Raw genomic sequence first — 23,111 nt, 5'->3', positions numbered from 1 at the left:
AGTGCCTGCGTCCAATGCTGGACGGAATGGGCTGCAAGCCCGAATGGCTTTCCTAAGCGATTTCTCTATTGCTTTCCACTCGGCCTCGCTGGCTCTCTTGATCTTCTGACCGGAGATCAGAGTGGCGGAAAAAACGCATGACTGCCGCATGAAATTAGCTTATTGACGGCTTCTCGTTAAAAGTTCTAGAATATCGTCAAATAGGCCCCGCCATGCTATACAAACTCGAAGTCGAAAACTTCTTCTCTGTCCGCGACCGCCAGGTACTCGATCTCACGATCGACGCCAAGGTGCCGGATCTCGACACGCGCTTCGCCCCGATCTTTGAGGGATCGGCTGCGCGCGCGCCGAAGGTCGTTGTCCTGTACGGCGCCAATGCGTCCGGCAAGACGACCGTGCTGCGCACCCTCGAATTTATCGTCACGATGATCCGCGACAGCGTTCAGCGCACCGTTCCCGGTTTTGCCGGCTGCGAACGCTTCAACGATGCCGAATCCGCGAACCGTCCGATAAAGCTGGCGATCGAACTCGGCGGGATCATGAACGTCACGCCGAACGTGCTTCAGCGCGCGCAGTCCGGCGAGAAGGTCGAGCAGGGGTTCTATCGTTACGAGTTGGAACTCGAGGTCATCGACGGACTCGCCACGCGCATCCAGCATGAAGCCCTGCACCAGAGGCCGAACGGTCAAGGCAAATGGCAGCGCGTGTTCGACCGCGACGCCGAGGGCAAGGTGAAAGGCTCAAAGTCGTTCAGCCTGTCAGGCTTCCAGCATCTGGTGAAGACGCTTGCCGCCAATCACACGGTCCTGTCCTCCTTCGCGAAATTCCAGCACCCGACCGCGCAAATCTTCGTCGATATCGCGCGCCAGGCGTTTTTCTCGATCGAGCCGGTCGCGCACACGAACACCGATAAGGCCGTTATCGATTATCTGAAAAACCAGCCGAACATCGTCTCGCGCCTCAATGCGGAAATGAACCGCATCGATATCGGCGTGGAAGGCCTGCGCTTTCAGGATGGGAAAGACGGGCCGTTCCTGATGTTCAAACATGCCGGCCTGGAGCATGAAATGCCGTGGCTGCTCGAAAGCCACGGGACGCGCGCCTTCATCAAGATGTTCCCATATCTGGTCGCGGCACTCGACCAGGGCGGTGTGATCGCGATCGACGAAATGGACGCGGCGATCCATCCCCTGGTGCTGCCGGAATTGCTGCGTTGGTTCTATGACAAGCAGACGCGTAACAGGTATGATGCGCAGCTCTGGCTTTCCTGTCATTCGGCCTCGCTGCTCGACGATCTGAACAAGGAAGAGATCGTCATCTGCGAAAAAGACCGTCAGGGGCGCACACAGTTTTTCAGCCTCATGGACGTGAAAGTGCGACGCGATGAAAACCACTACCGCAAGTATTTGAGCGGTGCCTATGGTGGAGTGCCGCTGCTCGGATGAATCGAAGGCGCGCTCCCCATATCCCACAGAAGCGGCAGATTTACATCGGCTGTGAAGGCGCTTCCGAAGTCGGCTATGCGGCTTTGCTGCAGGACTTCATCAACGAGGCCGGCCTGCCCGTCCATCTCAAAATCGACGAGCTGGCGCCTGGCGCCGGTGATCCCCTCGCACGCGTCGAACTGGCGGTCATGCGCATCGGCATGCTCGCCAAAAAGCGAATTGCGCCGGCCGCTGCCTTCGTGCTGCTTGATACCGATCAGATCGCGCTCGATCAACAGCGGGCCAACCGGGCTCGGCGACTGGCGATCGACAACGATATCACCATCGTCTGGCAGGAAAGCTGTTTCGAAGCCGTCCTGCTCCGGCATCTTCCGAACCGGGCAGCGAATCGGCCGCCTGACAGCAGAGCCGCCGAGCAGGCCATCACCAGGGAGTGGCCGGAGTACGAAAAGCCCATGTCGCGCGCGGCCCTGGCCAGGCGGATCACGCTCGATTCCGTCCTGCAGGCCGCCGGCGTCGAGCCCGATCTTGCCGGCCTGCTTCGCAGCCTGGAATTGCTGGCCTGAACCAGCCGGACGGATCTTCCTCTTGGCAAGAGTTCATTCCAGGCCATCGGAAAGATGCACGCCAACGCGTCGTTACCCGACGTCGCGACCATCGAATAGAAGATGACACCCCGCTCCTCACCCTGCCACGAGTCGAAGGTGAACACCCGCAACCGCAGGCGGTCCTCGAACTCCTGCGCCCGGGGGTGCGAAAATAGAGTCTTTGTCAGCAGCGTGTGCCGTTTTCGGAATGGCGTCACGACCGCCACTGTCGGTGGGTTCTCATCCCCCAACATTTCCATAAGCCATTCAGCGATGAATTCGGCCCTCCGCTGCGTTGGTGGTGCGGCTGACCGACTTGCCGCTCGTATCCACCTCGTCAAAACGAATCACATCCTCGAGTGGGAGACCGCAGATTTTGAAAGCCTGCAACTGCCCATCGTAGAAGAACCGAAGAACCGCGACGAATAGCCGATGAGTTCAGGAAATGAGCGGAAATGCTTGCGCAAGCCTGCCTGAATCCAGCGCCGCGTCTGCTGGTAGACCGTCTCCCACGGCGGAAAGTCATTGGGCAGCAGACGCCACGGTGCACCCGCGCGGACAATCCAGCGCAAGGCGTTGAACATTTCGCGCAATTCGTAGCGACGCTGAGGCGCGTCCTGACCTGATTCATCAATATCAGGTACGGAGGGGCGAAGTACCACTCTTCATCCGAAACATCCGTTGGGTAGGGTCTGCGTTTCTTCATCCCGCCAGGGTACCAGGTCTGGCCGAAAGTTCATAACACCTTCTAAGCGGAGACATCGCCGAGCGTATATACAAGCATCCAGTCACCAACGCCACGCCACCCAACGAGCGGCAGATGGGGAAAGTCTGTGTGGCCGAGGGCACATTGGACCGCACCCGGCGCGGGTGGGTGTCCATAGAATCTATACAGGCTGACGAACCACTGGGACGGTGAATCATGGGTAGCCCACTCAGGACGATCGAGAAACGGCTTGAAGGAAACGCTCTCGCTGTCAGGGCTCTGGTTGACGCCGGATCACCTCGTGTGGTCAGGCACGCAGTGGTGGGAAGCGCAGTATCTGGAGCAAGACGCAAGTATCCACTCCCAGTCATTGGCTTTCGCAGCGGCGAGCTTGCCGTCACTGGATACCTGCTCGGTGAACGGGGCGGCGCTATGCTCATCGTCCGATGCAGTTGTGGGAGACCAGAATACAGCGTCGACCCCGTCAATTTCCGCACGGGGGCCAGTACGCGATGCGACGTATGCGCCAACGCAGCAGCCAAGGGCAAGAAGTACTGGCGCTACTACGATGCCATGCCCGACACCGGACATCGATCCCGCCTGCTCAACCGGCTCGCCGCCGCCATCACACGCTGCCACAATCCTAACGACGAAGGCTATGTCAACTATGGCGGTCGGGGTATTCGCGTTTGTGAAGAATGGAGACGAGACCGCACCGCATTCCTGCGGCACGCCGCCACGCTCCCCGGATGGGACGACCCCACACTCGACATGGACCGCGAGAACACAAACGGTCACTACGAGCCCGGCAACATCCGATTCATCACCCGAACCGAGAACGCCAAAAACAAGCGTAAAATCCGCGAGCTTGAGGCAGAGATTGACCGTCTACGATCTGCTCTCTACTGGGCCGAAGGACAGATTCAACGTCTGGAGCGATGCGCGGCCGATGATCATCCACAACTGCAAATTGGCATTGGGCTTCGGCATGGGTGTCAAGTTCACTATCTCCATGCCTGGGCAGGCCAGGGACAAGAATGGTAGGCCGCCAGTGCTCGAGCCGTCCTTTGCCCACTACATCGTGCATCACGTCTACCGGGGCAACCTCGCAAGGAGATCCAGTTAGGCTCGGAATTCGTCACTGCCGTGAAGCTCTGGGCCGAACTGGAGAAAGCGAAGACACCTTCCGCAATACATACAACATTCGGCCGGCAATTGGGTGGTGCTGCCGCCATTCGCGCAGTCGCAGCCTCGAATGTCAGAGGCCGATGCGAGTAGATGAGCACTCGCGCCCCTGAGCTGCCATTGAAGTTCACCTCGTCTCCCTTCAACTACGTGTTCGCCCCCTAGCAGGGATATCGGTACGCACACGGACGGCTGGAGGGATCTGCACCGTGTGGCGCCTGGCGCCGTGCAAAACCGCGTATCGGTGCTGGCCTGCCAAGGTTGCCTAAATCTGCGTATATTTGCATTGCCAGGGCGCAGCACGGCATCGCTCAATGAACATGACCGGTTCAGTGGACACGACTGAACCCGCGCTCCATAATCGACTCGCCCTATTTTCCGCTTCGCCCCCGAGCACCATGAAGACCGAACCAAACTATCCCGACTGGTGGCGAGACGCCATCGCCATCGAGTATCTGCCCTGTCGCAACTATCGTGAAGGCGAGCGCATCGGCCGCATCGATTTCGGCCTCGTGTCCGACGATGCATGGACGCAGGCGCTAACCACTCACCGAATCGTGTCTTACGGCACGCTGGTCCATAATGTCGATCCCGATACGTTCCGGTCACGCTTAGCGCACAGTCTGTTCAGTCCTGTAGTTGTCCCGCTCGTCGATGGCGACTCGAAGGCGATCATGCCACATGGGCAGGTCAGCCCGCATCACTTTCCGTGGCTGACCAACGATATTCACGTTGCCGATCCGATCGAGGGTTTTCACAGTCACATCCAAGTGTTAGATGAGGGCGTCCTGTACCAGTGGGAAGTGGCCCGACTGGAGGGAGTCAAGGACCGTCACTACGGGCGATGGGTTTCCGATTACGCGGACCTGTCCGGGTTCGACGCCCTGTACGATCCGTTCCAGGAATTGATGTCGCTGAGGCGAACCGCCTCGCCCGACGACTACGCGCTTCGCGCCGAGGCCTTTGTCGCCATGGCGAGGGCGACACGGGCGCGCGCCTTCGCCGAGTTGCTAAACGTCCACGAGGATTTCAAGAGACAGTCCGGGCGCAGCAAACGCAAGCTCATCGAGCACGCTCCCCCCGTGCTGTCGCACTTTGAAATGATGGCAGTGGAGGACAACAGGGTCTCCACGCGGGCCATGATGGCGCCGGTGTTTTACCGATCGGCCGTACGGCATTGCGGGTACGACAAAAGCATTCGCCAACCGGGTGCGCCGGTTTCAGTGCGTCTGCTCGACGAGATGTATGGCGCGCGCGCGGAGGCCGTCATCATGGCCATGGCCTGCCTCGAAGCCGTCGCGAACGAGATCGGCTACAAGCACTATGCCGGTCTGTGGGAAGGCATGGAGAAACTCTCTATCGACGACAAGTTCCGGCTCCTCTTTAGGCTGTGCGGCCAGGAAAGCGCGTTTGACACCGCGAAGGCCCCTTGGCAGGCGCTGGGCGCTCTGATTAAGGCGCGGAACGGGATGATTCATTTCAAGCCGTCGTACAAGCCGGTGAGTATCGACAAGGGCATGTCCGTGACAAGCCTCAGCAGACTGCTGGGTGATGAGCTCGTATCGATCCTGCCCACAGCCCTGTGTGGCATGGTCGAAGCCGTGTATCTCGCCTGTGGCCTCACCGCTCCCCCGTGGCTGCAGGAGCAACCGGGCTGGTCGCTCGCGCCCCGCCCGGCCTGACCGGATACACCGTCAGCGGATTCCCGCGTGCGCGGCTGGTGCTGCCTCGTGCAGCAAACCAGCCCTCTGCCGACATACCATCGCCTATCGACGAATGTCGGGTATGGCCGACGACCCGACGCCGGCCTTCGCCAATCGAATGGCCGCTTGCTGGACGGAACAACCATCTGAATGTCTGTCGACGCAACCGGACCAAGGTCTCCTCTTGACCGCTTTAGGTCCCAACCATCGAGTCAACGTCGACATAGGCACGCCTGGCGCATCCAGACGTGCGCTAGGCCAGTCAAGTCCTTTTCCGCCCAACTACAACAGACCCGGCGAATTCGGCTTACCTGCGCCACCTTGAGCCCTTTTGGGTCAGAAGGCGCGAATACGCGGTCTTTGGGCTCCAAGCCTCAGCCTCGGTGCGCAGGCTGCGCAAACATGCTGGAATGCCGATTGAAGAGCCAACGCTGGGCAGGCGGCATCGTAGCCAAGCATTGTCCAGTGCAAATGTCAGGATCGACGCCGTGCGCGAGCCTGTCGAACGTCGCATTGCTGAGTAACGCGCCGTGCAAATTCTTCGCACGCGCTAAAGCGCACATGGTAGGCGGGCTATCTTTACTTCCGTTCGGACAGTCCTTGTGGTTCGCCGTAGCGCTTTCCATCGTTTATGCTGCGGTGAGCTCCGGCGCGTCGCTACCACTCGTATCGGCGCGCTTTTTTATGCCGCTTCTCCGCCGCGTCGGAGGACGGGCACTGCACAGGTGTAAGATGCGCTAGTCTGAGCCCGGCGCCGGGTTCGTTACGCAAAAGCCGTAAGGGGAGCGTTGAAGTGGCTACACACTTGGTGAACTTGGATGCACTGATCCCGCGAGACGACTTCGAATCGGTCACGGATTCGCCTCTCGTTTCGCTTTCTCTCGCGGCGGGCTTAAAGGTGAACGAGCTAGAGTCCCACGGCCTCACCTACCTAACGCTCAGAAAGCCGGATTTCCAGCGAGAGACTGCAAGTTGGGACCCGGAAAAGGTCGTGGACTTGGTTGAGAGTTTCCTCGATGGCGATCTCATCCCAGCACTGATTCTTTGGCGTTCTCCAACTAGCGGAAACATATTTGTCATCGACGGAGCACACCGACTCAGTGCGCTTATCGCCTGGGTGCACGACGATTATGGCGCGTCGTCTAAGTCGTTGGATTTTTTCGAAAACCTTGTGACGCCTGAGCAGGTCGAGGCCGCGACTAAATGCCGGGCTCTGATCGAATCTAGGATTGGTAGCTACAAGAAGCTCACTCTGGCGTTACAAAAGCCAGAAAACTCGACTGCTGAACAGGTGCGCCGCGCAAGAAACATGGCGGTTCTTCAAGTTCAATTGCAGTGGGTTAGTGGCGACGCGAAAAAGGCCGAAGCGTCATTTTTTAAGATTAACCAAAAGGCCACAGCAATCAACGCCACAGAATTGGCGATGCTGAAGTCGCGCCGCAAGCCTAATGCGATAGCGACACGTGCGATCATTCGTGCAGGGGTCGGCCATAAGTATTGGTCGGGATTTCCTGAAGAGGTGCAGCAGTCGATCCAGCGTTTGGCGCGGGAGATTTACGACAACCTTTTTACCCCCGTCCTAGAGACGCCGATCAAGACCCTCGATCTGCCGGTGGCCGGGCGCGGCTACTCTGCTGAAAGCGTTAAGTTGGTTTTTGATTTCGTCAACTTGGCAAACTCTTTGAGCCTTCGCGGGAAGCAGGAAGATGACTTGGAAGACGACTTGTCGGGAGATGAGACTGTACGCTTTCTGAAGAGCGTCAAGCGCCTATCGAACCTGATTTCGGGCGCCCATCCGGGCTCGCTCGGGCTGCACCCCGCAGTTTACTTCTATAGCCTTGGAGGTCGGTATCAACCCTCTGCATTCTTGGCAACGGCGAAATTGCTGGACGATTTCGACCGCACAAACGCGTTTCCGAGATTCACCGATGTTCGCAAGAAATTCGAAGATTTTCTGGTAAAACATCGTTACCTTGTAAATCATGTCGCAGGTAAATTCGGAAGCGGCCCGCGAAGTATGGAGCCGATCCTCGGCATGTACAGGACGATTATTAGTTGTTTGTATGGGAATGCCGACGAAGAAGAAATCTTTAAACGCTTCCGCGAGGACCCCAAGACAATCACTCTCGCGCCCTATACCGAAGAAGAACAACGGGCTGGCAGGAATTTTCGAAGTGAAACAAAATCGGCGATCTACTTGAAGGAAGCGATCGATAACGCGCCACGTTGCCAGATTTGCGGTGCGCGAATCCATAAGAAGGCGGTCACCATCGATCACATCAAGAGAAAGGCTGACGGTGGTTTGGGCACGTTCGAGAATGGGCAACTGGCTCATCCGTATTGCAATACAGGGTATAAAGAGCACAACGTATCCGGTAGCATCGCCCGCTGATGTCTCATTTGATGGCGCTGGGGCCGTCCTTGTATGTCTATTTGAACGCGGCGGCTCGTAGCACGATTCGCAAGGAATCAGGCAGAGCCACGAGAAGCGCTCTGTCGTGATCATTAGCGACAGGCGGCCGTCGCAGTTCCTCGACCCATATGAGACGTTCGCCTCAACGAAAACTGGACATTCAACGTTTAGGAGCACCCGCTTCGCCAAGTTAGAAATGTGCTCATAATTTCTCTGACATTCGCAGCGAAAAATTCAGCTCGTATTCCAAGTGAATCACCACGTTCGTAGAACGTGGTTTCGCCTTAAGCCCCCCATAGGCATGCCCTTATACACAAGTCACCGCAAGCGGAAAGGCACAGTGCAGGTGACGAAGCAAAAAAGCGATTGTTAACGCTGCGGATTTCCTGTTTACTCTCGGATTTTCTGCATGAAAATTCGGGACGATGCGGGGGTGTGGGTGGACGAGGAATTCGAAACGCTGGATCTGGGTGATCCACGGCGAGACCGGCGCGCGAAGGAACTGCTCAAACGGTTTGCCAGCCGGCCGACAGCCAGCATTCCCGGTGCGTGCGAGGGGTGGGCCGAGACGATGGCGGCCTATCGCTTTCTGGGCAATGAGCGCATTGAGTGGCGCGACATGATGCAGCCGCATTGGGATCGCACCACAGCGCGCATGGGGCAATTGCCGGTGGTGCTGTGCATTGCCGATACGACGGAGCTGAACTTTAACGGCCAGGATATCGAGGGCGCTGGCCCGCTCAGTTATGAAGCGCAGGTGGGCATGTATCTTCACGCGACCTATGCGGTGACACCGGATCGGGAGCCGCTGGGTGTCGTCAATTCCTGGATGTGGGCGCGTGAGCCGCGCGAAGCCAACGGCAAACGCGGTGGTGTCAGGGAAAGTATACGGTGGATCGAAAGCTACGAGATCGTGGCCGAACAGGCGCGAGCACTACCTGAGACGCGGTTGGTGTATGTGGCCGATCGGGAAGGTGATATCGCGGCGCTCATGAAGCGGGCGCAGGAACTGGGCGAACCGGCTGACTGGCTGATCCGCTCCCAGCACAATCGTGCCCTGAAGGATGAGGAAAAGCTGTGGGACAAGGTGCACGCGGGTAACGTGCTCGGCCATATCAGCTTCGTGTTGCCCGGGCGCAGTGGCCAAAAGGCGCGGGAAGTAAGGCAGGAACTGCGTAGCCAGCGCATCACGCTGCCCGGGCGGGCCGGTATCACGCTCACCTGCGTCGAGGCGTGCGAGGTGGATGCACCAGTGGGCGCCACGCCCGTTATCTGGCGTCTTGTGACCAACCGCGAAGCGGTTGATGCGGATGCGCTCATCGAACTCATTGACTGGTACCGGGCGAGGTGGGAGATCGAAATGTACTTCAATGTCCTGAAGAACGCCTGCCGGGTTGAGGCGCTGCAGCTCTCGCAGATGGAGCGGGTCGAGAAGGCACTCGCGTTGTACATGGTCGTATCGTGGCGTATTGCACGGCTCATGCGTGTGGGCAGGACGTGTCCGGAGCTGGATGCGTCACTGTTCTTTGCGGCTGACGAGATACATGGCGCTCACGTACTCTCAAAAAAGCCACGCCCGAAAAAGCCACCAACGCTCAACCAGATGATACGGATGATCGCATCACTGGGTGGATTCCTCGGGCGCAAGAGCGACGGTGAACCGGGCGCGAAGACGCTGTGGATCGGTATGCAGCGGGTCATGGATGCCGTGATCACCATCCAGATCTTGCGCGACGGCTACGATACTTCTGTATAAGGGGATGCCCCATAGGGGGGCACACCTATCGGCCCTTCTGAGAAGGTCCTCTACCCGGTTCCAGCTGAAGCTGCTCTTGATGCATCTCTTCCTTCTCCTGGAACCGTACGTACTTTTGAATCATCTCGCTGTTCAGGCCTACGGAATCCACGCAGTAACCCTTTGCCCAGAAGTGATTGCCCCAGTACGGTTTCTTCTTCAGAAACGGAAACGCCGTAAAAATTCGTATCGCGGTACGTCCTTTCAGGACGCCCATCAGTCCCGATACCGACAGCTTCGGCGGAATGCTTACCAGGAGATGGACATGGTCTGGCTGAACGTTGAGTTCTATCACCTCGCAACCCAGTTGCTGACTAAACACCATCACGCATCTGTAGACTTCCTTGCCGACCGGACCTTGCAGCACGCGAAACCGATATTTCGGCACCCACACAATGTGGTATTGACAATGCCATATGACATGCGATGCTCTTTTGAACCTGCTCATGCTTCTGTTCCTTTTTATGCGTTGTGGGGACAACACACAGAAAGGTACCTGCATGGGCAGGTGCTCTAACAGGCATAGCCAGTTAGGCGATGACCACGTCCATAGGACGTGGATTTCGACTTGTCATTAAAAGTATTCCGGGCACCTCTGATGCTGCATATTTAAGTTTATCAGATGCGCCGCTGGCAACAACTACACCGTATACGGGGCTACCTTTCGCAAGATTGGTTCTTACCCACGCCATGTAGCGTAATATTTGGCCGATCACCGCGTCAGAGCCGCGAGCAAGCTTTAACTCAAGAACATAGAATGCACCATCGGCACCTTTTGTGAGGATGTCGATATAGCCGACGGAGGTTCTGTACTCGATAGCAGGCATATCTGAGTCATCCCTATACAGGTCTAGTTGCGTCGGCAATCCTTCGATACGATTCAAATTCTGCGCCAAATAGTCCCTCAAATGAGACTCCATGGCGAAGCGTGAACTGGCCGAATTTCTTTCAGCGTCACAGACTATGCTTTCAGCTTCAAAAGGCTCCTCATCGGTTGCGGCGTTAGCATCCGATTCTGAAATTCTTTGAACATAGTGGTTGCCTTGGCTATTTTTTGCAATTTCCCAAATACCATGCTTTTCTGGAAGGTAGAACTCGTAGCGTCCATCTTCCCTGCGATATAGGCGGTCGTATTGATTTCCGGAATCTGTTCGCCTAACTTTTTTTCCCGCTCCGTAATGTACCCTTGAGTTGGCATTCACGGTGATCGACGTCGCATCAGCGCGCACGTTGGCCGCACGCTTTATGGGTGGGAAGTTTGCTTTGAAATAAGCCTCAATTTCAGGAATGGATGCGGCACCATTTAGCGCTTCTATGACGTTGCCCGCGATTTTCGCATCCGCTAACCGAGCACTTATTATGCCGCTTCCTTTCGCTGTGCGGCGTGCCAGTCTTGTTCAAATTGCATCGGACTGACGTAATTCAACGTCGAGTGCAAGCGCGAATGATTGTAGAAGCTCAACCAGTCGATTACCTCGTCCATCGCTTCGCGACGCGTCGCAAAGCGTTTGCCGTGGATGCGCGCCTGCTTCAGCGATCCCCACAGGCTTTCGGTCGGTGCGTTGTCCCAACAATTTGCTCGGCGACTCATCGAGCTTTGCATGCCGTAGCTCTTGAGCAGGTCCTGAAACTCGGCGCTGCAATATTGGCTCCCACGGTCGCTGTGCACGATCAGACCGGTCTCGGGGCGACGACGGAACCACGCCATACGCAACGCGTCAGAAACCAGCTCCGTGCGCATGTGCGGCTTGAGCGACCAGCCCACGACCTGGCGGCTAAACAGATCCAGGATGACCGTCAGGTACAGCCAGCCCTCGTCGGTCCACAGATACGTGATGTCTGTCGTCCAGACCTGATCGGGCTTCGCCGGCGAGAAGTCGCGTTGCAGCAGGTTCGGTGCGACCGGAAGGTTGTGGCTGCTGTCTGTCGTGGCCTTGAAGCGGCGTTTGGTCCGCGCCTTGATGCCATGCAGCTTCATCAGCCGTTGAACCCGGTCCTTGCTCACGCGAATGCCTTGCGCAAGCAGCTTTTTCCACACGCGCGGCCAGCCGTACTCGCCTTTGGATTCGGCGTGCACGGCCTTGATGTGGACCAGCAACGCATCGTTGCTGATACGTCGGCGCGGCCGATCAGGATCAACGTCTCGGGCCTTGCGGTTGTGATAACCACTGGGGCTGACACCCAGCGCCTCACAGGCCACGGATACCGGCCATTGTCGGCTGTGCCGCTCAATCCAGGCATACTTCACGCCGACCTCTTCGCGAAGTATGCCGTCGCTTTTCCCAGGATGTCGCGCTCCATGCGCAGCTTCGCGTTCTCTGCCCTGAGTCGCGCAATTTCCATCTGTTCGGCCGATACCTGTTTGCCTGCGCCAGCGAGCTTGCCAGCCTCGTCAGCCTTGAGCCAGCTGTTTAGCGTCTGCGTACTGATGCCCAGAATCTTTGCCACCGCCGCCTGGCTCTGGCCGTTACGCACCATGCGAACCGCCTCAACCTTGAATTCCAGCGTGTACCGCGCCCTCGGGTTACCCATTGCTCAATCCTCCGTCACTGAAGTTTTACACACTCTCAATAACGGATACGTTTTTCGAGGGCAAGGTCACTATGGCTTGAATTACAAGCTTCCAGTTTGGGGTTGTCGGGTCAAAGCTCATATTTGTCAAGTTTTCTAACGAATAAAGTTTTATCCACCGCCTCGGCGCGACTTTCCTTTTCCATAGCACGAGTCGATCAGCGGCAGATAAACGCTGTCGGACTGCACCGCCGCTACCGCGGTGGTCATGGAAATTGTAAGCCCAAGAATCTGTTGCCGGATGGGGGATTTTTTGTCTGCCCCGAACAGTGGTGGGCAGCGTTGAACTGGTGTGCTGCCGCCCGGAGTCAAGCGGGACTGGACAATGCGAGGTAGCCGCTGAGTGTAATCAACAAAACGTCAATCTGTTTTCAGCGTAACCTATCTGCTCGACCAAATTCATGAACACGGAAACACGAACAGCCGGTTTCGAGCTGAAGCTCGACCGATGGACTTGGACGACTAGCGCCCGACCACCGAGCGCCACGATCGTGTCCGGCGCGTGGGCGATGCAACAGGCATAGCACGACCCAATGCAGACGTTGTTGCTATAGAAAAGCGGACGTTGAAGTGAAGATAATTTGCAACCGCGCGGGGTGGCTGTCTCGGAGAGCGCCCCGCCTTCGGCTGTCAGGTTGACCGGAGTTTTAGACCTGGAGCGTATAGATAAGATCAGGCTACCCATGGCCTAACAGATTGATGCATGACGACGCCTTCCCAATCCTCCATCTGATCGCCATAGCCTTTAGCATCGAGTCCTATGAGGGGCGGAATTTCCAACACTTTTTCACCGTATGAAAAAAGTTGGTCTATCGCGCGAATGTCCGAGCCTCTGACGTAATTCAAAGTGTTCTTTTCTGCTCCCGATATAGCCTGCGGTTTGAAATCAGCAACGGAAACTGGCGTCGGGTATCTTCCTGCCCAGACCGCGAAGTAGGTGAGTCGCTGAAGCAGTTCTCTGCCAGAATCAGTAACAGGCATTCCTGCCTTGGCCGCTAACTTCAGGAGGTTGTGTGTCTTTATCTCTTTTAACAAATCTGTCGGATCGACGGTTCCTTGTGACGACGCGGCCTTTGCAACGATTGCCTTCAACAGATTTTCAGCCACAAAGCCTGCTATCATAAGGTAGCAGCCGTGCACACGTTTGTTCATTGGCAATGCTTGTCCCAGAGTGCTGCGCGTAGCCTTGAAAAAATCTATGGCTGGTGTCCGCAGGTAATTCAACGTGCATGCCAACTCGGTTGCGGTATCGATCCAAGATTTCGGATCAAGCACCCCATCATTGAAAATTGAATCCCAGTAGTCGTCGCTTTCTGGATAGTGGAAGTTCAAATGCAGCACAGCAGCCTCCGTGCAATGGTCTATCAATTATTCAGATTCAAAACCGCCGGGACCGTTTCTTGTCGCCCCCGACGATACCCTCTGGCGACTCTCAAGCAGCACGTTCGACCGCATGCTTCGAGATCCGGCAGGCCGATTTTCCTGTCGCGGCTGGAGTCCCTCGATGCAATGCAGGAAACAGCGCCGCCGCTTGCCAAGACGCTCGGTGTGTCGGAGACATTCGCAACGGAGCTTTTGATGAACGTTCCAAAGGGCAAGTATCTGCGGGTGCCGCCTCCATCGAAAACTCTGGCGGCATCGCCATCCGTGCGGGCGTGTACTCCGCCATAACGCCGGTCTGAAAACGAAAAGCCCGCTCAACGCGGGCTTTCTGTCAACGTCGCAACGGGCTTCAGGTTGCGGCGGCGTCCTTCAGCTTCTTCAGCGCACGAATCTTCAGCTTCACCGTTGCCGGCTTCGCATCGAACCAGCGCTCTTGACCCGTGAACGGGTCCTTGCCGAAGCGCTTTTTCTTCGCCGGGACGGCCTGGACGCCGATTTTCACCAGGCCCGACAGCGTGAACTCACCTGCACCCTTCTTATGCACCGAGCCCAGAATCGTGTCTTCGAGCGCAGCCAGAACGGCTTTGGCCGCTTTCGGCTCGACACCGGCCTGCTCGGCAACGTACGTTGCCAACGAGGCCTTCGTGAACGTGTCCTTCAGCGGCTTGAGTACGTCATTGGTCACAGCCTTCTTCGCCGGAGCCGCAGCCTTGGGCGCGGCCTTCCTCGCTGCCGGCTTTACGGCCTTCGGTGCTGCCTTCGTTGCGGCCGGCTTTGCCACCTTCGGGGCTTTCGTTGCGGTCTTCGTTGCCATCAATAATCCTCTATCAGGTTGAGAACCGCTTAAGACGGTGCACGACGCCTTGCGTTACTGCACCGTCTTAAGCTGGCGCCTAGCGTATCAACGGTGTCCGCGATTCGCAACAGGAAAACACCTTCTGGCAAGGCTTTTCGTCATCGCCAGCGCACGAAGCCCGGGACGCGCAGCGGGCGGACCTGGGAACCGCGTCTGAACAGGGAGAAGCGCGCCGCCGCTTGCGTCGGCGCATTGCGAGCGGTCATCTCCGCTCCTGCCGCTCTCGACGCGACACAATTCCGCCGCCTGCGCGCGCGTCCCCGGCTGCTGCCCTGAGTTCAATGCGCTCGATCTTGAACGTTGCGACGACAGAGACATACTCCCAGGTATGTCTCTAATTGGCCCCGCCACACCGCCTTTTTTTTCACGGGTGCGCGGCCATGACGCTGTCCCTCGCTGGCGCGACTCCCTGAGACCTCCATGACCGACGAACTCGCGCTTCCCTCGCCGCCCCCGCCGTAGGCGAATCGCAATCGCGCGATCTCGCCGATCCTCGCCGAGGGCGCGACCGACGTCGTTGCCGTTCTCGGTTCGGTAACTTAAATTGCGCCAGCTATGGTGTGCCTCGGGGAAGACAAACAGATCGGCGGTGCCGTTGCGAATATATGCACAGTCGTAGCGCAAGGGTTTGCCGGCTCGACCGGGATCGGTTGTCGTCTCGCCGATGTGCCGGGTCAAACCTTTCCGCGCTCGAAATCCGGCACGAACGCGAGCCCGTGCCGCACGGCGTCCAATATCATAAGGACTACAAACCAAAATGCGATCAATAGAATTATGTTAAATTCATGTCACCAGGCAAGGCGCACAGAGGGTCCTCCGTGCCGTGGCCATGGCGGCAAAAAAATAGAACTACGCGTGCTGCGCTACCTAGCCGAGATGGATGTTCATGTACTCAATCGAGTTCCGGCGCGGTGGACGCGCCCGTGAGCATGGAATCGCAAAGCGCTCGCCGCGCGCGTGCGCCTTCTCGATCAGGTGCGCCAGTTCGAGCGGCACGGCCTTCTATCAGCGCGGCAGCAGCGCTGGCCGGCATCAACTTCGACGCTAGCGATGTGTTCCGGATACGCAATTCCATCTGCAGTCCTCTTCACTACACAACCGGCCGGTCCACGACGGCGCGCACGCCGCGCGTGAACCAGACGGCGCCGCAGGCCGCAAGCCTCTCATGCAGCGAGGCGACAGTATCGATGAGCGTCATCACGCCGTCGTGCTCGTCGATGTGGATGCCCGCGAACTCGCGTTGCGCAGGGCGCGCCAGCGCCGCGCTGATATGCTGAGCGCCGTGGAGCGCCGCATCGCTATGGCGCACGCTCAGCCGGTTAGCCACGCCCACCAGGCCGCGCATGCGGCTCACGACGCTCTCCGCGGCGGTGTGCTGATAACACAGGTCCACTTCGCCGATGAGGGTGACGCAGCGATGTTCGACCTCCACGCGCACCCCGGTTCGGGCTCAAACTCGCCTGCCAACGCAAGGCGCCCATGATCGCGGTGGCTAGATAGGCGTCGGGATGGTCGGGGTCCGGCGGCGGGTCGATCGACAGTTCCAAGCGCGATCGCGCGGCAACCGGCCACGCGCCCGGCGGCGCGCTCGGTTGCCAGCTTCTGCGCATAGTCGGGCGCCCACCCCGACAACGTGACGATGCGATCTTTCACACCGACCTTGATGCCCGAGGCGTCGAGTGCGAGATCCCGCGCCAGTTCGAACATCGCGGGGACCGCTCGGCTGATGCCGATCAATCCACGGCGCGACGGGCAGCCTCGCCGCCGGCGCTCAGCTCGACGATCTCCGAGGTAATCTCCTCCTGGCGCACTGCCCGATAGTGCTGCGTGAGATCATTCAGGCGCTGCTGCACGTGGGTGCGCGCCGCGAGCATCGCGCGCACGCGCGCTTCGTTTTCAGCCGCGAACGAGAGCATCAGCGCTTCACACAATTGCACGAACACATAAAAGTCGACGAGACCGGACAGCAGCCGCGCCGGCGCGACGTTGACAAGCGGTGGCTGCGCGCGCGGGGATACCCGGAAGCGCGTGAAATCGAAGGGAATGAGGATGCGCTGCGCGATCTGCAAGCGTGACTCGCCGGGCTGCGCACTCACCACCGAAATCCGGGCGACGCGCTGGCCGGGCGCGAGCCGCGCGTAGAGCGCATCGGTAATGCGGACCGCCAGTTGCGGAATGGCGTCGGGATGCACCGCCATCGGTGCGGACCAGGCAGCGCTCAGGCCGCGCGAGGCGGCGGCGCTCGCGAGCCGCGAACCGACGAGCAGCCAGCGGTACGCATGCGCACCGCCGTCCTGACGCAGCGCGTACTCCACCAGCTTCGTCGTTGAGCGCCCCGACGAAGCCCTGCTCCGTGCCGACGACGATGCACACGTCGCCTCCCCCGCGCTGTCGCGCACGGCCGGCGCGCCGGCCGCTGGACCGCCGGCGGCGCCTTCGGTCGCGAACGCGAGCACTTCACCGATCGCCGCCCCCGCCGTCGCCGCCGCCGCGCGGATGCCGGCCAGCCGCTCGCGCGCCTCGTGCGAGCGCGAGGCCGCAATGCCGCGCATCGCCGCGATCACGGCATCGAGTTGATGCGTCGCCGCGATCCGGCTCTCGATTTCGCCGAGCTTGCCGCTCATTCGTGCTCCCTGGCGGGCGCGCCGCCCGCCGCCGTATCGGAAATCCGCTCGCGCACCCACTCGCGAAGCTGGGCGAGGTTTAGCGATGCTTCGGCATCCGAATGAACCGTCGATCGCTGTGCATGCCGCTGCGCGAGGCGCTCGCGAATCTGCGCGGCCACGCTCGCGGGCGCCGCGTCGAACACGCCCGCGGCGAGCGCGGCGAGCAGCGCCACCTGGTCGCCCGTGCCCAGCGCGCTGAAGCGCGGCTGCGCGAGCAAGGCGCGAATCCGCTCGCCGCGCGCGATCTGCGCGCTCACGCGCGCATCCGTGAGGCCGCCAAAGCGCGTGAATATCTCCAGTTCGAGGAACTGCGCATAGTCGAGCCGCAGGGGCCCGGCCACCTGGCGCAGCGCGGCTGTCTGCGCCTTGCCGCCCACGCGGCTCACGCTCAGCCCCACGTTGACCGCCGGCCGCTGGTTGGATGCGAAGAGCGCGGCATCCATCACGAGCTGGCCATCGGTGATCGAGATCAGATTCGTGGGGATGTAGGCCGAGAGATTGCCCGCGTCGGTCTCGGCGATGGGCAGCGCGGTCAGCGAACCGCCGCCCAGCGCGGGGCTCAGCTTCGCGGCGCGCTCCAGCAGCCGCGCGTGCAGATAGAAGATATCGCCGGGATAGGCCTCGCGGCCTGGCGGCTCGCCGGTGAGCAGCGCCAGTTCGCGGTGCGTGGCCGCGTGTTTCGAGAGATCGTCGATCACGACGAGCGCGTGCTGGCCGCGGTCGCGGAAGTATTCGGCCACCGAGAAGCCCGCGAACGGCGCGATCCATTGCATGCCCGGCGACGCCGCCGAGGACGCGACCACGAACACGCAGCGCTGCGGCGCGCCGCGCTCGCGCACGGCGTCGATCACGCGCTGGACCGCCGTGGCGCGCTGCCCCACCGCGACGTAGACGCAGACCACGTCGCTCGCGCGCTGGTTGACGATCGCGTCGACGGCGAGCGAGGTCTTGCCCGTCGCGCGGTCGCCGATGATGAGTTCGCGCTGGCCGCGTCCGATCGCGAACAAGGCATCGACGATCAGCATGCCGGTTTCGAGCGGCTCGGTCACAGCGGCGCGCTCGACGATGGCCGGCGCAGGCCGCTCCACCGGTAGCCACGCGCTGGCGGCAAGCGGTGCGCCGCGATCGAGCGGCCGGCCCAGCGGATCGATCACGCGACCGAGCAGGTCCTCGCCCACCGGCACCTGAAGCACGGCGCCTGTACGCTCGACGCGCTCGCCCGCCGCCACGCCTTGCGCGCCGTCCAGCAGCACGATCCTCGCGAGTTCGCTGTCGAGCGTGCGCACATAGCCCGTCGCGCCACTTGCGAAGCGCACCGTCTCGTCGAGCGCGACGTCGGGCAGTCCCGAAATATGCGCGACGCCGTCGGCGATACGCTCCACGCGCCCGAACGTTCTTGCATCGGCGCCAGGATGCACGCGCGCGAGCGCGCTGTGCTGACGCTCGAACCAGCGGTCGGCCTCGCCCGCCAGATCGGCACCATGGGCATCCTCGGCCGAGGTGTCAGCGGCGCTCAATGGCGTGCTCCAGCAAGGTCTCGCGGATATCGTCGAGATCATGACGCAGGTGGTTGCGCACCACGGCGTGCGAGCCTGTGAGTTCGAGCCCGGCGATCAGCGCCGGGTCTTCGCGCACCTGCAAGGTCACGGGCCGGCCGAGCGCCGCGCCGAAGGCCGTGACGCACGCCGCCTCTTCGGCGGCGCTCAGCGCGCGCGGTGCGGCGAGCGCAAGCGGCTCTCCCGGCGCGGCGAATCCGGCGCGCGTCTCGGGCGGCAAGGCGGCCAGCACCCCGGCCGTGCCGTCGATAAAACCCGCTACGCGCGCCTGCGGCGGCAAACGGTCGAGCAGCCGCCCCGCGATCTCGACGGCAAGCCGCACTGCATCGTTTTCAATCGCCCGTGCCTGCGCGGCGCGCGCGCGTTCGATCTCGCCAGCGGCATCGGCGCGCAATTGCGCAGCCTCGGCCCGCACTGCGGCGAGCAGCGCGTCCTTGCCTGCTTTCGCCTCGGCCTGCGCGGCCTCCAGCACCGCCTCACGCGAGGCCGCGAGCTTCGCGGCCTGAGCGCTCGCGGCCTGCTGCTCGGCCTGCGCCGCGCTCCGGCACGCCAGGGCATCGGCGAGCAGCGCCTGCGCGGCCTTCTGGCGCGCCGCCACGATCTCCGCCACGGGCCGGAACAGGAAACGCGCGAGCAGCCACACCAGCACGAGGGCATTGACGGTCTGCAAGGCAAGCGTCGACCAGTCGATATGCATGGCCGCGGCCTTACTTGACGAACGGATTGGCGAACAGCAGCAGGAGCGCGACCACGAGGCAGTAGATCGCCATCGTTTCGATCATCGCGAGACCGACAAACAGCGTGCGCGAGAGCGTGCCCGCGGAGTCGGGCTGGCGCGCGATGGCGTCCATCGCGGCCGCGACGGCGCGGCCCTCGGCGAGCGCGGGCCCGATGGCGCCGAACGAGACGGCGAGTGCGGCAGCGGCAATGCTGACGATTTCGATGAGGTTCATGGTTGTTCCTGTGCGCCATGGCCGGCGCCGGCCTGCGCGCCGCCCGCCGCGGCGCCGACGAACACCATCGCCAGCACCGCGAAAATGTAGGCCTGGACTGCGCCCGTGAGGAGATCGAGCGCCATCAGCGGAATCGGCACTAGCAGCCCCGCGAGCGAGAGCACGATGCCCACCACGAACACGCCGCTCATCACGTTGCCGAACAGGCGCACGACGAGCGAGAACGTGCGCGTGAGCTGCTCGACGACATTCAGGGGGATCATCACCCAGGTGGGCTCGGCGAAGGTCGCGAGGTAGCCGCGCAGCCCGCGCGTGCGCAGGCCGTGAAAGACGGTGGCGGCCAGCACGATCAGCGCGAGCGCGGCATCGGTTTCGATATGCGCGGTGGGCGGCTCCACGCCCGGCAGCAGCGAGGACCAGTTCGCCGCGAGCACGAACACGAAGAGCGTACCGATCAGCGCGCGGTACGGCGCGGGATCGCCTTCGAGGGTGTCGCGGATCTGCGCGTCGAGCGTGGTGACGAACAGCTCCAGCACAGTCTGCGCCTTCGAGGGCACGAGCGCGAGCCGCCGCGTGAGCAGCGCGGCGGCGATGGCGAGGCCGGCCATGATGGCCCATGTCACCACCACGGGCGCCGTGATCGGCAACGGGCCGAGATGCCAGAGCGGCGCGGTGGCAAGCGGCGAGGTTTTCATCGCTTCACCGCCGCGAGCCGCAGCACGGCGTGGCGCGCGAGCAGCAGGCCCGCCATGCCCGCGAGCAGCGCCGGGGCGCCCGCGCGTGCGAGCGCGAACAGCACCAGCGCGGTCAGCAGACAGCGCACGGCCTGTGCGCCGAGCGCGAAGCCGATGCGGCCCGCCACCAGCAGCCGCGTATTCCAGCGCAGCGCCGCGAAGTGCGCGGCGCCGGCCCCGGCGCCCGCGGCGAGGCCCGCCAGGCAGGCCCAGATCGTCACATGTTCCGTCATCCTGAAGAATCCTGTCGATGCATCCATTTCCAGGCGAACCAGAGGCCCGCCGCCGCGCCGAGCATGAGCAGCGGCGCCGAGAAAAACACGCGCGTACCGAATAGCCGGTCGAGCACGCGGCCGATCACGAGGCCCGCGAGCGTCGGCAGCACGATGGTCCAGCCGAGAATGCCGATCTGCCCGAGACGGCTGCCGAGCGACGGTTCGGGTTGCGCCCGGCCGCGCGCCTCGCGCACGGCGGCCTCGCGCGCCGCACGGGCAACGTGATCGGGCTCATGTGTTGGACCGCTCATCGCCGGTGCTCCCGCGGCGCCGGAATGTCCTGCCCGTCGGGCACGACCGGACCGCGCAGATACCGCACCATCTGCCGTACCGCCTGCGCGTGCAGTCGCACGGTTTCCACGCGCACGCGCCGCCCGGCGTCGAGCTGGGCCGCGCGCACGCGCGCCACTTCGCGCTCCAGCCATTCGAGCGAATCGCCGGCTATCGCCTCGCGGCACGCAATCGCCACCACACGGCCGCCGGATACGGTCATGACGCCGCCGTCCACGGCACAAAAGCGCCGCGCGCCGTCCGGCGCGGCCCAGCGCACCACCGAAGGGGCGAGCATCGTGATGAAGTCCGCATGACCGGGCCGGATGCCGAACGAACCGCTTTCGTCCTCGGCGCGCAGGGCGCGCGCCATGGCGTGGTTCACCACCATCTGGAGCGGCGTGGCAATCGTGAGGTCGAGCAGCGCGTCGTTCATGCGGGGGCTCCCGCGTGCGCGTCCGCCGTGGGTGTCGTGGGCAAGCTCGTCGAGGCGCGTTCCTTCGCGCGCGCCTCGTCGAGCGTGCCGACCATGAAAAGCGAGCGCTCCTGCCACTCGTCGCACTCGCCGGCAAGAATCGCCTTGCAGCCCGCGAGCGTCTGCGCGATCGAGACCGAACGGCCCGGCTGGCCCGAGAACGCCTCGGTCACCGTGAACGGTTGGGTGAGAAAACGTTGCAGGCGGCGCGCGCGTTGTACGAGCAGGCGATCTTCGGCGCCCAGCTCCTCCACCCCAAGCAGCGCGATCACGTCCTGCAATTCACGATGATGTTCGATGAGCCGCCGCACCTCGGTCGCGATGGCCGCGTGCTCCGCACCCACCACCAGCGGGTCGAGCAGCACCGATGACGACGCAATCGGGTCGATGGCCGGATACATGCCCTCGGCGGCCATCGCGCGCGAGAGCACGACCATGCTGTCCACGTGCGCGGCGATGGTGGTCACGGCCGGATCGGTGAAATCGTCGGCGGGCACGTAGACGGCCTCCACGGCCGTCACCGCCGCGCCGCCCACCGAGACGATGCGCTCCTGCAAGGCGGCCACCTCGCTCGCGAGCGTGGGCTGATAGCCCACCCGCGACGGCATGCGCCCGAGCGATGCCGATACCTCCGCGCCCGCCTGCACGAAGCGGAACACGTTGTCGATCATCAGCAATACGTTCTGGCGTTTCTCGTCGCGAAAATATTCGGCGATGGTGAGCGCCGTGAGCGGCACGCGCCAACGCGCGCCGGGCGGCTCGTTCATCTGGCCATACACCAGCACGGTGCGCGCGAGCACGTCGGAGCCGCGCATGTCGGAGAGCATCTCGTGGCCCTCGCGCGAGCGCTCGCCCACGCCCGCGAACACCGAGATGCCCTGGTAACGCTGGACCATGGCGTGGATCAGCTCCATCACGAGTACTGTCTTGCCGACGCCCGCGCCGCCGAACATCGCCGCCTTGCCGCCCTGCGCGAGCGGCGCGAGCAGATCGATCGCCTTGATGCCGGTCGTGAAGATTTCGGTGGAGCCGCGCAGCGCGGCAAGCGCAGGCGCCGCGCGATGGATCGGACGGCGTGGCGCCGCAGGGTCGAGCGGTGCGCCGCCGTCATGCGTGGCGCCGCTCACGTCTAGCAGACGGCCGAGCACCGCCTCGCCCACCGGCACTTCTAGCGGCCCGCCCTGGGGCTCGACACGCGCGCCGCGCCGCAATCCGGCCGTCGATTGCAAGGCGAGCGCGCGCAATGCCGTAGGACCGAGATGCGCCTGCACCTCGGCCGTCAGTCGCGAGCCGTCGTCGCCCATGATCCACAGCGCGTCTTCCACGTCCGGCAGCGGGCCCGTCTCGAACACGACGTCCACCACGGCGCCGCGCACGGCGCTCACGCGTGCAGCGCCAACAGGCACGGCCTGGTCTGCAGGCGTCGTCGAGATATTCGGGTCGGTGGCGCAAATGGGCACGTCGTTGCTCCGCATGGCACGGGTTCGATTCGTCCAGGATAAGCGCTGGATGCGCATCTCGACTGATCTCGGTCAATT

At 61.7% G+C, this 23,111-nt stretch carries 21 protein-coding genes and 3 pseudogenes; 6 read left to right on the top strand and 18 right to left on the bottom strand.

Annotated features, from left to right (window positions below):
* The first annotated feature begins 290 nt into the window (after window positions 1–290).
* Both P5W98_RS35175 and P5W98_RS35170 read left to right on the top strand, forming a co-directional pair.
* A complete protein-coding gene (locus P5W98_RS35175; protein ID WP_421028809.1) occupies window positions 291–1,445 on the top strand; it encodes an AAA family ATPase in 1,155 nt (384 codons plus the stop codon).
* The gene (locus P5W98_RS35170; protein ID WP_421028808.1) at window positions 1,442–2,011 is read left to right on the top strand and encodes a hypothetical protein; all 570 of its coding nucleotides are present in this window, start codon (window positions 1,442–1,444) and stop codon (window positions 2,009–2,011) included. The genes P5W98_RS35175 and P5W98_RS35170 overlap by 4 nt, the downstream gene beginning before the upstream one ends.
* A gap of 77 nt (window positions 2,012–2,088) precedes the next feature.
* Here the strand turns inward: P5W98_RS35170 and P5W98_RS35165 are convergent.
* Window positions 2,089–2,373, bottom strand: a pseudogene (locus tag P5W98_RS35165) (AAA domain-containing protein); the annotation flags it as partial.
* A gap of 126 nt (window positions 2,374–2,499) precedes the next feature.
* Window positions 2,500–2,738, bottom strand: a pseudogene (locus P5W98_RS35160) (transposase); the annotation flags it as partial.
* A 432-nt stretch (window positions 2,739–3,170) separates the two neighbouring features.
* On the opposite strand from P5W98_RS35160, the gene P5W98_RS35155 reads away from it, so the two are divergent.
* From P5W98_RS35155 to P5W98_RS35140, 4 genes are all read left to right on the top strand, one after another.
* Window positions 3,171–3,782 carry a hypothetical protein gene (locus P5W98_RS35155; protein ID WP_421028807.1) on the top strand — a complete coding sequence of 204 codons (612 nt, stop codon included), beginning with the start codon at window positions 3,171–3,173 and terminating at the stop codon, window positions 3,780–3,782.
* 539 nt (window positions 3,783–4,321) lie between these two features.
* The gene (locus P5W98_RS35150; protein ID WP_421028806.1) at window positions 4,322–5,605 is read left to right on the top strand and encodes a hypothetical protein; all 1,284 of its coding nucleotides are present in this window, start codon (window positions 4,322–4,324) and stop codon (window positions 5,603–5,605) included.
* Window positions 5,606–6,434: 829 nt separating this feature from the next.
* Window positions 6,435–8,018 (top strand): HNH endonuclease family protein, encoded by a 1,584-nt coding sequence (locus tag P5W98_RS35145; protein WP_434717183.1) that lies wholly within the window; start codon window positions 6,435–6,437, stop codon window positions 8,016–8,018.
* 430 nt (window positions 8,019–8,448) lie between these two features.
* Window positions 8,449–9,795 carry an IS4 family transposase gene (locus P5W98_RS35140; protein ID WP_421028804.1) on the top strand — a complete coding sequence of 449 codons (1,347 nt, stop codon included), beginning with the start codon at window positions 8,449–8,451 and terminating at the stop codon, window positions 9,793–9,795.
* Window positions 9,796–9,820: 25 nt separating this feature from the next.
* On the opposite strand, the gene tnpA is transcribed toward P5W98_RS35140, so the two are convergent.
* The 16 genes and pseudogenes from tnpA to atpD all read right to left on the bottom strand — a co-directional run bounded on the left by tnpA (window position 9,821) and on the right by atpD (window position 23,048).
* The gene (gene tnpA / locus P5W98_RS35135; protein WP_421023352.1) at window positions 9,821–10,282 is read right to left on the bottom strand and encodes an IS200/IS605 family transposase; all 462 of its coding nucleotides are present in this window, start codon (window positions 10,280–10,282) and stop codon (window positions 9,821–9,823) included.
* An 82-nt stretch (window positions 10,283–10,364) separates the two neighbouring features.
* Window positions 10,365–11,036 carry an endonuclease NucS domain-containing protein gene (locus P5W98_RS35130; protein WP_421045109.1) on the bottom strand — a complete coding sequence of 224 codons (672 nt, stop codon included), beginning with the start codon at window positions 11,034–11,036 and terminating at the stop codon, window positions 10,365–10,367.
* Between the two features lie 155 nt (window positions 11,037–11,191).
* Window positions 11,192–12,366 (bottom strand): IS3 family transposase gene (locus P5W98_RS35125; protein ID WP_421028881.1). Its coding sequence is split into 2 segments (ribosomal slippage): window positions 11,192–12,117 and window positions 12,117–12,366, totalling 1,176 coding nucleotides; the frame shifts between segments, so codons are not numbered across the junction.
* Between the two features lie 711 nt (window positions 12,367–13,077).
* On the bottom strand, window positions 13,078–13,746 hold the full coding sequence (locus P5W98_RS35120) for a hypothetical protein (protein WP_421029105.1): 669 nt from the start codon (window positions 13,744–13,746) through the stop codon (window positions 13,078–13,080).
* A gap of 391 nt (window positions 13,747–14,137) precedes the next feature.
* Window positions 14,138–14,602: an HU family DNA-binding protein gene (locus P5W98_RS35115; protein ID WP_421029104.1), complete on the bottom strand. Its 465-nt coding sequence runs from the start codon at window positions 14,600–14,602 to the stop codon at window positions 14,138–14,140.
* Window positions 14,603–15,734: 1,132 nt separating this feature from the next.
* Complete coding sequence (locus P5W98_RS35110; RefSeq protein WP_421029103.1) at window positions 15,735–16,076, bottom strand: BON domain-containing protein; 342 nt, start codon at window positions 16,074–16,076, stop codon at window positions 15,735–15,737.
* Complete coding sequence (locus tag P5W98_RS35105) at window positions 15,995–16,351, bottom strand: BON domain-containing protein (RefSeq protein ID WP_421029102.1); 357 nt, start codon at window positions 16,349–16,351, stop codon at window positions 15,995–15,997. The genes P5W98_RS35110 and P5W98_RS35105 overlap by 82 nt, the downstream gene beginning before the upstream one ends.
* Window positions 16,352–16,377: 26 nt before the next feature.
* Complete coding sequence (locus P5W98_RS35100) at window positions 16,378–17,268, bottom strand: F0F1 ATP synthase subunit gamma (RefSeq protein WP_434718550.1); 891 nt, start codon at window positions 17,266–17,268, stop codon at window positions 16,378–16,380.
* Window positions 17,265–18,869, bottom strand: coding sequence for a F0F1 ATP synthase subunit alpha (locus P5W98_RS35095; RefSeq protein ID WP_421029100.1), 1,605 nt, complete (start codon window positions 18,867–18,869; stop codon window positions 17,265–17,267). Before P5W98_RS35095 ends, P5W98_RS35100 begins: the two co-directional genes overlap by 4 nt.
* Window positions 18,814–19,563: a F0F1 ATP synthase subunit B family protein gene (locus tag P5W98_RS35090; RefSeq protein WP_421029099.1), complete on the bottom strand. Its 750-nt coding sequence runs from the start codon at window positions 19,561–19,563 to the stop codon at window positions 18,814–18,816. Before P5W98_RS35090 ends, P5W98_RS35095 begins: the two co-directional genes overlap by 56 nt.
* Before the next feature lie 10 nt (window positions 19,564–19,573).
* A complete protein-coding gene (locus P5W98_RS35085) occupies window positions 19,574–19,819 on the bottom strand; it encodes a F0F1 ATP synthase subunit C (protein WP_410852683.1) in 246 nt (81 codons plus the stop codon).
* Entirely contained in the window at window positions 19,816–20,514 is a 699-nt protein-coding gene (locus P5W98_RS35080) for a F0F1 ATP synthase subunit A (protein WP_421029098.1), read from the bottom strand. Before P5W98_RS35080 ends, P5W98_RS35085 begins: the two co-directional genes overlap by 4 nt.
* Window positions 20,511–20,786: an N-ATPase subunit AtpR gene (locus P5W98_RS35075; RefSeq protein WP_421029097.1), complete on the bottom strand. Its 276-nt coding sequence runs from the start codon at window positions 20,784–20,786 to the stop codon at window positions 20,511–20,513. The genes P5W98_RS35080 and P5W98_RS35075 overlap by 4 nt, the downstream gene beginning before the upstream one ends.
* A complete protein-coding gene (locus tag P5W98_RS35070) occupies window positions 20,783–21,253 on the bottom strand; it encodes an AtpZ/AtpI family protein (RefSeq protein ID WP_434716294.1) in 471 nt (156 codons plus the stop codon). The genes P5W98_RS35075 and P5W98_RS35070 overlap by 4 nt, the downstream gene beginning before the upstream one ends.
* A pseudogene (locus P5W98_RS35065) lies at window positions 21,187–21,534 on the bottom strand (F0F1 ATP synthase subunit epsilon); the annotation flags it as partial. The gene P5W98_RS35070 and the pseudogene P5W98_RS35065, both read right to left, overlap by 67 nt.
* Entirely contained in the window at window positions 21,531–23,048 is a 1,518-nt protein-coding gene (atpD, locus tag P5W98_RS35060; RefSeq protein ID WP_421029094.1) for a F0F1 ATP synthase subunit beta, read from the bottom strand. The gene atpD and the pseudogene P5W98_RS35065, both read right to left, overlap by 4 nt.
* Window positions 23,049–23,111: the final 63 nt, after the last annotated feature.

Source organism: Paraburkholderia sp. A1BS-2L (assembly GCF_051125205.1).
Classification (GTDB): Bacteria; Pseudomonadota; Gammaproteobacteria; order Burkholderiales; family Burkholderiaceae; genus Paraburkholderia.
This window is presented reverse-complemented; position numbering and strand designations above follow the sequence as displayed.